This is a genomic window from Bacillus sp. S/N-304-OC-R1 (assembly GCF_019749375.1).
Classification (GTDB): Bacteria; Bacillota; Bacilli; order Bacillales; family Cytobacillaceae; genus Cytobacillus.
In genome coordinates this window covers 364,928-377,770 of sequence record NZ_JACWFE010000004.1, presented here as the reverse complement: position 1 = coordinate 377,770, position 12,843 = coordinate 364,928, and the positions used below count along the sequence as shown (strand labels likewise).

The window sequence follows — 12,843 nt, the reverse complement described above, 5'->3', positions numbered from 1 at the left end:
TATTCCCGTCGATTTTTTAATTCGTTTTCCTCCAAAATTATCCTCTAAGGTTCTTCCCTTCTTCTTTTATACACATCAATCTTTTGTAAAAAATTTAGAATCAATTTGATCAATGGCTGAGGTCCATGTATAAAAATATCTCATTTTTAGTTTGTCCTCGTATGTTAGCTCTTTTTGGGTTTCATTTATAAATGATATCCAATCATTTTCTAATTCACTTATATTTTTTCCGTATATATCCTCTATTTTATTAGCCAAGTCTTCTTTATTGTAAATTTGCTCAAACTTTTCTAATCCATATGATTCTATTAAATAGGTAACAAAAGAAGCTGCATGAATATAGCTCATCCATTGAAGGGTATAATCTTCTGTATTTATTAGAGCTGGACGAAAAAATGAATCATCTTGATTCAAATCAATCAGCTTGTTAATATAAATTCTTTTGTTTGAATCGATAAAATATCTCATATATTGATGGGAATACGATTTTGTTTTTCCGTACATATCTTCCATGTATGTAGCAAAACCTTCTTGAGTGAGATACCCTGTGCTTGAATCAAAATTATTACCATAACCAAGTAAGGAATGCGTAAGTTCATGGACAAGTGGATGTTGATTCTTCCTAACACCATATAGTTTAAGTTCTGATCTTAATCCCCATGAAGATTGATTCCCCTCATTTAGGATTACATTTATTTTCTCGGATGGTACATAATCTGTTTTGATTGACTTCTGAATATGGTTATAAGCATTAAGAAGTTCCTGTTTTATGGAATCTATTTTTTCGTCTGTAACTTTTATGTTATTAAAAATTTTAAAGGTAATTTCCCCATCGTCTGAAACTACAATGTTTTTATCCTCTTGTTGCTCTTGTATAGTTTCAATGGGAACTACTGTATCTCGAGTACATGCAGTTAATAAGAATAAAGTTATAAGGATGTAGACTAAAGATCTAAGCATAATACCCCCTGGAAAAAATAGCATTTTCCAGTTATACGAGTTTTAAGTAGAAAAGTTTCATTATTTACTCCCAAAAAAGAATTTCACAATTAATACTGCTTTTTCATTTTTTCCTCCGCACACCCTAAAAAAACACAAATTTTTACTAAGTAGTTCCGTTTGGGTGGAGAAAATACCAAATCGTATGCTAATTCGCAGACAAAATCGCAACATAAAAAATCTTGACAATCGTTGTTTTCAACGTACGTATTGCTATGTTAATTCATATGAAATTTACTATGTTGATTTTTTTATTTCAGTAGGTAATATATCTCTTTTTTGAGTAACCAGAGATAATTAAAATATACGGAGATTTTCCGGTTAGACAGCAGAATAGAGCTCGGTTCGGGGTATATAAGCGGAAGTTTTCCGATTAAGCAAAGTAATCTTACTCATTTTCACGTTTTTCAAGTCAATAGTCGGAATCTTTCCGTCTATTTAAGATATTTTCAGTGTTATTTCCTAATTAAGAGAAATTTCTTCGCTTATTTATCAAACTCGCTTTAGCGGCTAATGAACTTGTACAAGTTCTCCTTTAAACCTAATAAAGACAAAAGCTTGGAAACAAAATCCTAAGCTTTTGTGTTCTATTTATATGTTATTTTCTTGTTCCTTCAAATGCAACGAAATCTTATCTTATCTGTTTTGCGATTATAGCTTTTCTCCACGTTATCGGAACTATTTAAATTATTACGTGCAGCTTTTTTAAATTTTATGAGGTTTGCATCAGGATACTTTAAAATCTATAAAATTTTTTCCATAATAAATTCATTATAAGGTAGATTGTTAAGTAAACGTTCCCCTACAATTTTATACCCTTTTTTTTCATACATTTTAGGTAAATATGGATGAGTTTGAGCAACCGTTAATCTTACTACTTTTTCATTCATTTCTGAAAGCATACATTCCCCATGCTTCATTAATTTTGTAGCTAGTCCTCTTCCCTTATTAAGTGAGTTAACAGCTAATCTGCTATGAACATAACACTGCCACTCTTCACTATATTTGAACCTTACAGTTGCTACGATTGTATTAGTTTGTTTTTCTTTAGCCGTAAGTAAGATAGTATTGTTTATCCAGTCTTGAACTTCTTTAACAGTAACCTTCGATGCACATGCAGGTAAACCTAGACTCTCATTTTCTGCATACGCATCACGGTATATATTAACCAATGTTTCTGCCTCATGACTTCCTGCTTTTTCAATAATAATCTCCATTTAACCTCCCCTAATATGATTAACAATCTATCAGTTTAGGAACATCTTTTCACAAACTCCGGTAGATTCACATTGTTACGGCCGCATTTCCCAAGGTTCTATTACTCCAACGGTAAATACTTGCTTTCTTTTTTTTATCGCTTCAATTATCCCATTAGAAATTTCTTGATTTGTAAGCCACCTTGAGTTAACACCTTCTATCACAAACCCTAGTTGAACTTGATGATATGTACAATTATTTGGCGCACTAGCTTTCTTCTTTATTTTTTCTAGATTCGAACTGCTCCCTAAAACATGGAATAACTTCCACTCATTCTTATCCTTTGAAACCTCTTCAACGATGATTGGTAATGCGTCGTCTCCACTGGAATGAATCCAGGCAACGACAATATCAATGTTGCCATTTTGTTTAATCGTATCCTTTATTTTCGCTTGAAGCTCACTAACATTTGTATAATCAACTAATATTGGTGTTATTTTTCTTTCTGAACCTGTCTTCTCTATTAGATTTTTCATTCGAATAGGATTTCGTGCAATGACAGAAATATGATAGCCATTATCTAATAACCAAAGTGATACATTTGATAACATTCCTGTTCCACCAACTATTAGTGCGTGCTTCATTTTCCTTCTCCTTAAATTAAATTTAGTTAAAATAATAGACTTTATAATCTCCATTGCCTGATGAATACTTTAAGATGTTGCCATCTTTCGGAATGCCCTCAAAATAAGACCCAATGCACCCAGTTGTACACCTATGACCTGATAAAAGAATATTTAACTTCTAATTTCTGTATTCATTTTCAAGCTCGCTCATAAAACTAAAAACTCGCTGAACAAAACTGCTTCTGTCTTCTACACCTTCAGAAATGCTTGAATCAGGTGCTGCTCCATTCATCTGAACTTCACATATTTTCAGTCCGTCAGCTTCTCCTAAATCAAAAACGTCAAGCCTATAATCTTTCACGGCCTTTAATCCCGTTGCTATTTCTGCAGTTTGAACAGCTCTTTCTCGTGGCGAGGAAAATACATAATCAAACTTTATATTTTTAAGATCTTCTCTTAGTTTTTCCGCTTGCTCAATTCCTCTTTCATTTAATGGAAGTCCCCTTCGCCCTTGCATTCTCCGTTCTAGGTTCAAATCAGTTTGACCATGTCGAACGACAATTATCATTATTAGCCTCCATTTTATATAGGCATTTATAAATCATAAAACCCTAAAATCTTTCATACTTTCTCCAAGAATATAGTGTGAAAACCACATCAAATTCTGCTTCATAATAGCCACATTCATTCCTGGCTGGTCAGAACTATATGCCATTCCTTTAAATATAATTAATTCTGTATCCACTTCCATATCACTTAATCCTTGATATAGCTCATATGAATTTGAAGTTGGAACTCTTGCATCCGTTTCGCCATGTTGGATTAAAGTGGGAGTACTGGCTGATTTAATATATGTCATTGGTGATGTTTTAGTATATATCTCTGGATCATTCCATGGATCATTTCCTAAATACATCCTAATAAAGTAAGGTATATCTGTATTTACATAATGGCTACTCCAATTAGTAATTCCTCCTCCAACTGAAATAGCTTTAAATCTACTACTATATGTAGAACAGAAAGCAGATAAATATCCCCCATAGCTCCATCCCATAATCCCTACTCTATCTTTATCTGCCATCCCTATGTCAACTAGATGATCCACTCCAGATATAACATCATCGTAGTTAGCAATTCCAAGTTTTCTATAGTTTGCTTTTAAGAATTCATTACCATAACCAGAACTTCCCCTGTAGTTTGGTTCTAAAACGATAAAGCCTTTTTTGATAAACTGTTCAATAGGATATTTCTCATTAAAACAGTCTGAAAAGATTGGAAAGGATGCCCAAGCTGGGCCGCCATGGATTACCACTAATAAGGGATATTTTTCATTTGCGTCAAACTCTACTGGAGTTGATAAAACTCCTTCTATTTCAAGACCATCACTACTTTGCCATGAGATTATTTCCCTGTTACTTTTAAGCTTTTCTTTGAAAAAGCTATTTTCATTCGTTATTTTTATATCGTCTAAATAGATTTCAAAGGTTTCATTTGTTATAGCCTTATTATAGGATATGTGATTTCCATCCCTTGTTATGGAAGCTTCCATTATAAAGCTATTTGCGTTTTCGCTTAACATTTCCACAGTGCCACTCTCAGATAATAACCCAATAAGATAATTAGTTTTATTCTGCCATCTAATTAATATTCCTTTAGCTGTCCACCGTAATGGAATAACCGTACTATCAAAATCTGTTAAAGGTTGAATTAGCTCTCCGTTATTAATATCATATATTTCTAGTGTACTGTCTTGTATTTGGGTTTTATAGAAATCCTTCTCCCGTATGCTTGCTGTGTAACATACTTTGCTGCCATCAGGTGAAAAGCAAACGCTCCCTCCCAACAACTTATCTATTTTCATCTTTTGTAGTTCTCTAAATTGAATATCTAGTATGTATTGATCTCCATTAATATAATCTCCCATATCTGGGCTTGGTGTAGCCATAAATACAACCTTTTTCCCATCATTAGAAACATCAAATTCATGGATATGAAGATAATTGCCATCAGTTAGTTGATAAACAACGCTATTTTCGTTTTTGTCTATTCCAATGTAATATAAACTATTATTCTGGTAGTCCTTACCTATATGATGGAAATCTCCATATCGTTCCTTACGTTTCTTTATCGCCTCAGATTCTTTTGACTGTGCCACATAATAAAATCCCTTGCCCGTAGGCTCCCATTTGAATTTACTGACCCCTTCTTTCTCATCAGTAATTTGAACCTCACTATAACCATCTATTGACTTAACAAAGATCTGATTTTTCTTATTCTCCCCGTCACCAACTGGGCTCAAGTATGCGATTTCTCTAGAATCGGGAGACCATAATGGGTATGTACTATCTATTTCCCTAGTAGTTAATGGGTAACACTGCAACTTATCTTTTTCGTATATCCAAATTTGATTCCTATATTTATTGTCTTCCCAGTTAGCTGTCCTCTTGACAAATGCTACGTTTTTGCCATCATCACTTATGTTTGTACCTGATAAGGTTGGTAATGAAATAATTTCTTCTATATTTAAATATCTTTTTTTATTCATTTTCATTAATACCCCTCCTCGTAACTATGATCAAAAAATTAATTTATCAATTTTTGTTGCAATAACTAGGACATAAGTTTCTTAATAATATTTTTACTTATTTATTTTTTTATCCACATAATAACCATGCTACAACATTTATTAATCACTAATTAATATGACTGTGTTCACTGGTTATTCACATTAGCATTCTTGAGACACTTGCATATGTAAGTCAAGTTGAATACAAACTCGAACACCTTAAAAAAGTTTTCTAGTTTAGTGCAAATATAGAAATAAGGAAGATAACTCTATATCTATACATATTGTCCTGAAAAAAGATAGTATTTACCATTTGTACGACCTATAAAACGAAAAGTTTCATAATTTACCGAAAATTATATTCGTTTGAATTAACTCTACGGAGCGTTTGTTGCCTCAATACATGTAAAGCTTTAAGATGACATTAGATTAGGAGGAAAGATTGATGGATAATCGTAAAGTTGGAGAGTTAATTTATAATTTGAGGAAGGAAAAGGGGCTCACACAGAAACAATTAGCGGATCAAATGAATATTTCTGATCGAACGATTTCAAAATGGGAGCGTGGGTATGGTTGTCCTGATATCACGCTTTTACCAAGTTTATCAGTTCTCCTAGGAATAAATATAGAAAATATTTTAGATGGTGAATTATCGTCGAATGAATTTGTAGGAGGAAACATGAAAAAATCTAATTATTTTGTCTGTTCATCATGTAATAATATCGGTTTAGCAACTGGAAATGTAACTATATCCTGTTGTGGAAGAAAGTTAGAACCATTAGAAGCAAAGAAAGCATCCGAACAAGAAAAGCTATCGATTTCAGAAATTGATAATGAATGGTTCATTTCAAGCGAGCATCCGATGAATAAAGATCATTATATTTCATTTATTGCTTTTGCAACCGGTGATCAAGTGCAAATTATTAAACAATATCCTGAATGGAGCTTACAAACACGCATTCCCAAACGTAAACATGGGAAATTGTTATGGTTTGACACTCAATTCGGTTTATTTTATCAGCTTATCTAAACAATGCTAACTATTTTATTCATTCCCTCACTTATTAAAAGGTGAGGGATTCTTTTAACGGAAATCAACTACAAGTTTTTAATAAATTATAGGGGTCAAATGAAATGAATAAATCCATTAATGAAACAGTGTCATTAGTAAAACCGATGATTGCTTTCCTCATTCCTATCATCTTTGCGAGTGTTCTGCAATCATTAGGTCAAGTCTTTGGAATAATTGTAGTTGGAAAAACACTTGGAGTGGAATCTTTGGCAGCTCTTTCTGCTTTCTTTCCTCTATTGTTTTTCCTAATATCCTTTGTTATCGGAATTGGCTCTGGAAGTTCAATTCTAATTGGGCAAACTTACGGTGGAGGAAATATTCCAAAGATGAAGGAAGTTGTTGGAGTAACGCTATTCTTAACCATGAGCATTTCCATTGCTGTTTCCCTATTCGGGGGGCTCCTTACAAAAGATATTCTAAAATGGATGGGAACCCCAGAGAATATCTTAAATGAAAGTGCAGAGTACGCACGTATTTTATTTGTTACATTACCCATCACCTTTTTATACATTTCCTATACAACTTTTATGCGAGGTGTTGGTGATTCAAAAACTCCATTTTATTTTTTGTTGATTAATACATTTCTAAATATTGTATTGCTGCCAATTCTTATTTTCGGGTGGTGTGGATTACCAAAATTCGGATTGAATGGTGCTGCATACGCCTCAGTATTAGCCAATTTCATAACATTTGTGATTTTATTAACGTATTTACACAAAAGAAACCATATACTTAAAGTTGACTCAGCTATTTTGAGACATCTTCATTTAAAAGGTGCCGTCTTGAAAACATTACTGAAATTAGCTATTCCTACTAGTATTAGTATGGTTTCTATTGCTTTTTCAGAAATTGCAGTTATCACTTTGGTAAATAAGTATGGTGCTCATGCAACTGCAGCATACGGAATCACCAATCAAATTGCAAGCTATGTCCAAATACCAGCGATGAGTATCTCGATAGCAACATCCGTTTTTGTTGCACAAGCAGTGGGATCTGTAAAGATTTCAACTATTAAACACATCAAAAAAATAGCGATTTCCCTGAATTATTTCCTTGGTGGTGTTCTCATTCTCACCCTTTATCTAATACCAAATCCAATTTTAGGCATTTTTTTAGATAACGACGAAACCATGAATATAGCAAAGAGTTTTATTTTGATCACATTTTGGAGTTACATTATTTTGGGACATACTCAGGTAATTTCGGCAACTATGAGAGCAACCGGTACAGTATTATGGCCAACAATTTTTACAATCACAAGTATTTTGTTAATCGAAGTTCCAGTAGCCTACTTCTTATCACAATTTACATCTCTTGGCTTAAATGGTATATGGCTTGGGTACCCTATAGCGTTCATAGTCAATTTCTTAGCTCAGTCCATTTATCATCAATTTATTTGGAAAAAAAAGTCCTTAAAGGCACTTATAAATTAAACCTAGTAAACTATTATATAAAGTAATTTCACGCAGCTATTATAACTTTATCTGCTAATTTTCCATTATATAGATTATTGGTAGATTCTTTGCTGCCAATACGTACAATAATGGATTTTTGGTGAATACTCCAATCATCCCTATGTTAACTACAACATGATCTAGTCCCATGTGAACCAGTCATATGATTTAGAGATAGGTATGGAATTCCTTTTAACCCACCTCGCTGCCTGCCTTTACCAACCAGTTCCTTAGGTTCAAAAATAACTTTAAGCAGAAGCTTCTTCTCTGAAGCGCTTTAATAATACAATCTATATTCAGTTATTAATCTTCCATTCGATTTGCTGAATGGAGTGTTGCTTATTCATATACCATTGTTTTATACCTTCATATGAAGTTTCGTCTATATTAGCTATTGTGGCTATTAATACTTCATCTTTCCATTCAATCATGGGAATTGGGTATTCAAATGACTCTAATAATATCAAATCGTCTGGTGGTGATATTTTCTGGAAATCCTTCAATCTGATAATAAAAACTTGATTTCTAACTACCTCAGAGCCTTCATTTCTGCCAAAGAGGAATGCTAAATAATCATTATTGATCTTTGAATCTTGAAGAAAACTCGATTCTGACACCTGTATTGACTGTATGTTCCCTTCCTTTTCTTCAAGAAAGAGTTGATTACAAAGTTTCGTTCCACAACTATAATTCACGAGGATATAATTCTTCTGATTGTTTCGATACAAAAATCTACTGGAAATTCTATTTATTTCATTCTCTTTGTCCTCAAACTGCTCAATATATGATTTTAAAATCGGAACCTTATCAATCGATACATTGAGTTGTTCATGATCTAGTATATCAATAGGAAGAAAGAGATCATTTTGTTGATTAGTTGTAAAGCTATTGTCTTTAGGTTTATAAGTTACTTCTATTCCGCCATTAGATTTCAAGATATTCTCTTTTGATTCGCAAGAAACTAAAAATAAAATTATAAAAATCATGATTGGTAAGTGTTTTTTCATAATATCCCCTATTATTTATTGCGACACCTAAATAAACGGTACATAAAAGCAATTGTTTATAGAATATACTTGTTAAATTTTGCTTCGATTGTATCTTTTCTTATCATAGTTAACATGACATAACTATTAGTTTATTACAATTTTAAATTTTCCGTATATTTAATTGAAAAATAAATAAACCACCAAAGCAATAACGAGATTCGGTATTCCAATTAATGCTGCACGTAATGTGATATTATTTCGCGTTCTCCTATCTTCAGCAGATTCTGTTGCGAAATTAGCTCTCATACGGTCACCGCTTACCATTGAACCTGAAAGAATTACTGATATTCCCAGAAAAATAACTCCAATAATGCCAGATAGATAATAAGCTTTTTCAATTCCCCATAGAACGAGCGATATCAAGATACTTATTAAAGAAATGAAAATCCCTATAATAAAATATCTCAAGAAACGTCACTCCTCACAATAGACTATAATAATTTAAATTTAGTACTTAAGCTTTTATTTCTATAATTGCTTATTGTTTCATAACAATGTATGACAAAAACACATGAATTGCCATTTTCTGATTTATTTTATGTTTATATGAAATAGCACATGTTTATTTAATGGACTATCTCTATTCACTTTCGGGTGATTGAATGTTTTTATAAAGTTCATCCCTATTTTATTCATAACATTTTTCGAAGGCTCATTAATATCGGCTGTAAAACTATAAACATCACTAAAACCTAATTCGTTAAATCCATATTGTAGACAAGCTGCCGCTCCCTCAGTTGCATAACCTTTTCCCCAAACCTCTTTTTTCAGTCGCCATCCAATTTCGATACACGGTGTAAACTCAGCCTCAAATGTTGCTCTATGAAATCCAATAAACCCTATAAATTCTTTATTCTCCTTCAATTCTACTGCATATAGCCCAAACCCACATTCCTTAAATTCTGATAAAATTGATTTATAAAACATATATGTTTCATCGATTGATAAGGATTTTGGAAAATATGTCATTACCTTCTCATCCGCATTTAGTCTACAAAATGGTTCTAAGTCTGTTTCTTCCCAGTCGCGCATTAACAATCTTGAAGTTTCTAAATATATCATTAAATACCTCCGAATATAATATTATTGTTCGATTAAGACATTATCCTTCCCATTCTAAATAAAGATCTATAGTTTATAGTAATGGTACGTTATCGTTCTATTCATTACCATTTTAACATATTTACCCATTTTATTTTTAAAACTAAAAAGAAAGAACGCCATTCCTTAATGAATTGCGCAATACTATTGAATCTTTAATTGTTTATTGATCTCGAAATATTTATTTTTTATTATAGTGGGAACATATACTGTCTTCGTTTTCAGATGATAACGATAAAAAGCTAGGAGGTTGGAGTAATGAACTTGACCCCCAATCAAAAATCCGTGTTACTTGTATTATCAACTGATTGGCAAACACCAATACAGATTGCTGGTCGACTTTCAAGAACATCTGAGGACCTATCCAACATAAATCAGGCACTTAAAGACTTAATCTATCAAGGGTGGGTTCAAGTAAATCCAGTTATACTCGGCATGTACCGTTTAACTTCGGGAGGTTTCGCCACCAAGGCATTGGAATTGAGTAAAAGTAGATGAGGAAAATGTCTTCATTGGGGATGTATTTAGTGAAAGCAATTTTATTTTAATCTTAAAATAAAATTGCTTTCACTAATTTTTATGATAAATAAAAATGATCAAAAATAAAAGGAATTGGATTTCTCATTTTAATCCTTTGCTTACTTTAATATTCTCCTTTAATTACAAAATACGATCCACGAATTGTTCCAGCTAGCTTAGACTTCTGCCTAGCAAACTTAAACTTCTCTTCTAATTCCTTTGGTATCTCCATCCCATCCGAAAGCTTAAAACCAACAGCTCGCTTTTTAGGGTCATCAACTGTGTACATGACATTAACGCTAAGACCATCTTCATAAAAAACATATGCCATATTAATATTTTCCACTTGAAACCGTGAAGTTTCTAAAGGTTTGGCCGAAAACTCTATATCACGTTCTTCCTTCAAAATTCTGTTTACATAATCAAGTGTCTCCTGGCTTTCGCTAGCTGGTACAACAGTAAATTCATGCTTATATTTATTCATAAAGTAGCGGGCTTCATTAGCGCGTAAACCAGCTAGCGCTTCTACTACAGGTGAAGACTCTAAACCAACAGTTGAAACATTTTTAAAATCAACAACATAGGACATTTATATCCCTCCATTTATCTCTAATAGTAGTAACGATAAGTTCATCAAACGTTGTATTTGATTCTTTTCTTTATCAAAACCGTATTACATTGCCTCTAACACTTTTTGGAGTTCACCAACCATATTCGCCCAACCATATTTTGCACCATTGAACGCTTGATCTTCTTTATCGAATCCTGTTTGTTCAAGATGTAAATACGTCTTTCCTTCCTCTTCCTTCAGTGTCCATGTGACGATTGTATTGATCGGACCACCTACCCATGTATAAGATAATTTATAAGGCTCGTCCACTACTAATACTTCACAATCTACAATTAAATTCCACTGTGGATTTTGGAATTGACATTTATATCCTACGATTGGTTTAAAGTCATTTGCCATGATCCATTTTCCTAACGTGTTCGCATCTGTTAATGCGTTCCACACCTTATCGATTGAACTTGTAAATTGAAAATCTAATGATACTTCTGCCATTATTTATTCCTCCTCTAATAAATTTTTTAAAAGTGCTACATTTCCTATCCAAAATTTCTCGTAAAAAGACACCCAATCTTTAATTTCCTGAAGGGGTAATGCGTTTAGTCGGAACCTAGTTTCTCTACCAACTTTTCGGTCAGAAATTAGACCAGCTTCTTTAAGAATCGCAAGATGTTTGGAAACTGCAGTGCGACCCATTTGAAAATGAGGGGTTAATTCGTGAAGAGGCAGCTCTTCTGCTTCAGCCAATAAACGCAGTAATTTACGTCTTGTTGGGTCAGCGATGGCTACATAAACATCACGTTCTGGAGTTTTCTCGTTCAAAATCACCCTCCCCTTTTTAAATAGGACACCAAATAGTGTCTTAATTATAGGACACTATTTGGTGTCTAGTCAACTTAATCTTTGACTAAATAGATTAGTTGTATTTTCCCATCACCTAGTATACAGTTTTCTCCTTTATTAATTCATTCAAAGGACAGATTCAATAATTATTTCAAATAATTATAAACGAATTCAAAGCATCTATCTTCTGTAAGATTGTTCTCGACCCTTACATATTCTAATTGTTCCATTGTACCGCCTTTATATTTAAGAGAGGCTTCTTTTGCTATATGATCTCGGTTTTCGATCCAGTCACGCTGTTCTTTTCTTAATTGGTCCATCTCGTCTTCAGAGAGCTGCTTCTTTAAGACTACATAAATTTCATTTAACAATCCATCCCAAATATCGTATATATCTCCTTCTACTTTTTTCAAAGCAAAAGTTGTGTCGTCAGTTTGACTTTTTCGCATTTCTTCTACTTTATTTTTAGTATCATTTAACTTCTTGATATATTTTCCCTTTAGACTCGATGTATTATTAGCAGAGTCTTCTACATTTGTAGGTTCTTCATTATTTGTATTGCTATTTTCTGAATTACTGTTCTTTGAATTAGCAATGTCAGTATTTGAAGCATTCCTTTTTGCTTCTTTATGAGAATTATTTTGAGTTAAGTTACTATTTTGTGACTGGTTTTCCGAATTTGCACTAGACTCTTCAGATGAGTTACTACAAGCAGCCAATATCACTATTACTACTGTTAATATTACGATTAAAATTTTTTTATTATTTCCCATAAAGAATACTCCCCTTCTTCCTACTGTAAAATGTATATTAAGATAATCTTCCTAAACTAATATTGTTTCTACTACT

The 12,843-nt window shown here is 32.8% G+C and carries 13 protein-coding genes and 1 pseudogene; 2 read left to right on the top strand and 12 right to left on the bottom strand.

The features are described from left to right. Positions 1-75: 75 nt before the first annotated feature. From H0173_RS06980 to H0173_RS06960, 5 genes and pseudogenes are all read right to left on the bottom strand, one after another. Positions 76-960 (bottom strand): gluzincin family metallopeptidase, encoded by an 885-nt coding sequence (locus H0173_RS06980; protein WP_221845609.1) that lies wholly within the window; start codon positions 958-960, stop codon positions 76-78. Between the two features lie 782 nt (positions 961-1,742). Beyond that, complete coding sequence (locus H0173_RS06975) at positions 1,743-2,216, bottom strand: GNAT family N-acetyltransferase (RefSeq protein WP_221845608.1); 474 nt, start codon at positions 2,214-2,216, stop codon at positions 1,743-1,745. 75 nt (positions 2,217-2,291) lie between these two features. After that, positions 2,292-2,840 (bottom strand): short-chain dehydrogenase, encoded by a 549-nt coding sequence (locus H0173_RS06970; protein WP_221845607.1) that lies wholly within the window; start codon positions 2,838-2,840, stop codon positions 2,292-2,294. A gap of 22 nt (positions 2,841-2,862) precedes the next feature. Continuing rightward, positions 2,863-3,390: pseudogene (locus H0173_RS06965) on the bottom strand (histidine phosphatase family protein). Positions 3,391-3,423: 33 nt separating this feature from the next. Further along, a complete protein-coding gene (locus H0173_RS06960; RefSeq protein ID WP_221845606.1) occupies positions 3,424-5,373 on the bottom strand; it encodes a S9 family peptidase in 1,950 nt (649 codons plus the stop codon). A gap of 460 nt (positions 5,374-5,833) precedes the next feature. On the opposite strand from H0173_RS06960, the gene H0173_RS06955 reads away from it, so the two are divergent. Together H0173_RS06955 and H0173_RS06950 are read left to right on the top strand one after the other, a co-directional pair. After that, complete coding sequence (locus H0173_RS06955) at positions 5,834-6,418, top strand: helix-turn-helix domain-containing protein (RefSeq protein ID WP_221845605.1); 585 nt, start codon at positions 5,834-5,836, stop codon at positions 6,416-6,418. 104 nt (positions 6,419-6,522) lie between these two features. Beyond that, a complete protein-coding gene (locus H0173_RS06950) occupies positions 6,523-7,893 on the top strand; it encodes an MATE family efflux transporter (RefSeq protein WP_221845604.1) in 1,371 nt (456 codons plus the stop codon). Positions 7,894-8,210: 317 nt separating this feature from the next. On the opposite strand, the gene H0173_RS06945 is transcribed toward H0173_RS06950, so the two are convergent. The 7 genes from H0173_RS06945 to H0173_RS06915 form a co-directional block, all read right to left on the bottom strand. Next, the gene (locus H0173_RS06945; protein WP_221845603.1) at positions 8,211-8,921 is read right to left on the bottom strand and encodes a hypothetical protein; all 711 of its coding nucleotides are present in this window, start codon (positions 8,919-8,921) and stop codon (positions 8,211-8,213) included. A 159-nt stretch (positions 8,922-9,080) separates the two neighbouring features. Beyond that, complete coding sequence (locus tag H0173_RS06940; protein ID WP_221845602.1) at positions 9,081-9,371, bottom strand: DUF5316 domain-containing protein; 291 nt, start codon at positions 9,369-9,371, stop codon at positions 9,081-9,083. A gap of 123 nt (positions 9,372-9,494) precedes the next feature. Further along, a complete protein-coding gene (locus tag H0173_RS06935; RefSeq protein WP_221845601.1) occupies positions 9,495-10,025 on the bottom strand; it encodes a GNAT family N-acetyltransferase in 531 nt (176 codons plus the stop codon). A gap of 682 nt (positions 10,026-10,707) precedes the next feature. After that, positions 10,708-11,172 carry a phage tail protein gene (locus H0173_RS06930; protein WP_221845600.1) on the bottom strand — a complete coding sequence of 155 codons (465 nt, stop codon included), beginning with the start codon at positions 11,170-11,172 and terminating at the stop codon, positions 10,708-10,710. Positions 11,173-11,256: 84 nt separating this feature from the next. Next, positions 11,257-11,646 (bottom strand): SRPBCC family protein, encoded by a 390-nt coding sequence (locus H0173_RS06925; protein ID WP_221845599.1) that lies wholly within the window; start codon positions 11,644-11,646, stop codon positions 11,257-11,259. Between the two features lie 3 nt (positions 11,647-11,649). Then, positions 11,650-11,973, bottom strand: a complete 324-nt coding sequence (locus tag H0173_RS06920; protein WP_221845598.1) for an ArsR/SmtB family transcription factor — start codon at positions 11,971-11,973, stop codon at positions 11,650-11,652. A 167-nt stretch (positions 11,974-12,140) separates the two neighbouring features. Continuing rightward, positions 12,141-12,767: a lysozyme inhibitor LprI family protein gene (locus H0173_RS06915; protein ID WP_221845597.1), complete on the bottom strand. Its 627-nt coding sequence runs from the start codon at positions 12,765-12,767 to the stop codon at positions 12,141-12,143. Between the last annotated feature and the right edge of the window lie 76 nt (positions 12,768-12,843).

Coding starts and splice junctions, on each gene's coding strand:
- H0173_RS06925 (WP_221845599.1), bottom strand. CDS start 11,646: ATGGCAGAAGTATCATTAGATTTTCAATTTACAAGTTCAATCGATAAG.
- H0173_RS06980 (WP_221845609.1), bottom strand. CDS start 960: ATGCTTAGATCTTTAGTCTACATCCTTATAACTTTATTCTTATTAACT.
- H0173_RS06945 (WP_221845603.1), bottom strand. CDS start 8,921: ATGAAAAAACACTTACCAATCATGATTTTTATAATTTTATTTTTAGTT.
- H0173_RS06915 (WP_221845597.1), bottom strand. CDS start 12,767: ATGGGAAATAATAAAAAAATTTTAATCGTAATATTAACAGTAGTAATA.
- H0173_RS06930 (WP_221845600.1), bottom strand. CDS start 11,172: ATGTCCTATGTTGTTGATTTTAAAAATGTTTCAACTGTTGGTTTAGAG.
- H0173_RS06975 (WP_221845608.1), bottom strand. CDS start 2,216: ATGGAGATTATTATTGAAAAAGCAGGAAGTCATGAGGCAGAAACATTG.
- H0173_RS06955 (WP_221845605.1), top strand. CDS start 5,834: ATGGATAATCGTAAAGTTGGAGAGTTAATTTATAATTTGAGGAAGGAA.
- H0173_RS06950 (WP_221845604.1), top strand. CDS start 6,523: ATGAATAAATCCATTAATGAAACAGTGTCATTAGTAAAACCGATGATT.
- H0173_RS06960 (WP_221845606.1), bottom strand. CDS start 5,373: ATGAAAATGAATAAAAAAAGATATTTAAATATAGAAGAAATTATTTCA.
- H0173_RS06970 (WP_221845607.1), bottom strand. CDS start 2,840: ATGAAGCACGCACTAATAGTTGGTGGAACAGGAATGTTATCAAATGTA.
- H0173_RS06935 (WP_221845601.1), bottom strand. CDS start 10,025: ATGATATATTTAGAAACTTCAAGATTGTTAATGCGCGACTGGGAAGAA.